Below are 656 nucleotides of genomic sequence, written 5' to 3' on the forward strand. Positions count from 1 at the left end.
AGTTCGAGACGATGATGGCCTTCGGGTCGAACTGCGCCGTCGACGACATCGTCGAGGTGATGAAATCCAACGACCTGTGTGACCGCCTCGGCATGGATACCATCTCCTGTGGCGACACCATCGCGGCGTACCTGATGGCCGAAGACGAGTTCGGCAACGTCGACCTGATTCACGAACTCGTCGAGCAAATCGGCTACCGCGAGGGCATCGGCGACCTGCTCGCGGAAGGGACCCACCGCGCACACGAGGAACTCGGCGTCCACGATTGGACGGTCAAAGGCATGGACTTCCCGGCCCACGACGGTCGCCATCTCCACGGACAGGGTCTCTCCTTCGCCACGGCGAACCGCGGCGCGGACCACATGTACGCGGTGTTCTACTCGCAGGAGTACCCGCTGGTCGGCAAGGACGACGCCTACCCGCCGGAGGGGTTCGAGGGCAAACCCAAGCGCCTCATCGAGAAGGAAAACCAGATGGCGCTCAACGACAGCGGCATCGTCTGCAAGTTCTCGCGGGACTTCATGACGCCCGAACGCTACGAGATGCTGTTCGGAGCCGATTTCGAGGACCTGCTGGCCGTCGGCGACCGCATCGTCACGCTCGAACGCCACTTCAACAACCAGCGCGGCTTCGACCGCGGCGACGACACGCTCCCG

General features: G+C 63.6%; 1 protein-coding gene. It reads left to right on the plus strand.

Annotated elements, in window-relative coordinates; genetic code table 11:
• The coding region (locus D3D02_RS18315; protein WP_199723181.1) for an aldehyde ferredoxin oxidoreductase C-terminal domain-containing protein at positions 1 to 656 on the plus strand (656 nt) is incomplete at both ends.

Origin of the sequence: Halobellus sp. Atlit-38R, from assembly GCF_003665925.1 — an archaeon.
In the GTDB taxonomy this organism is placed as follows: Archaea; Halobacteriota; Halobacteria; order Halobacteriales; family Haloferacaceae; genus Haloquadratum; species Haloquadratum inordinatus.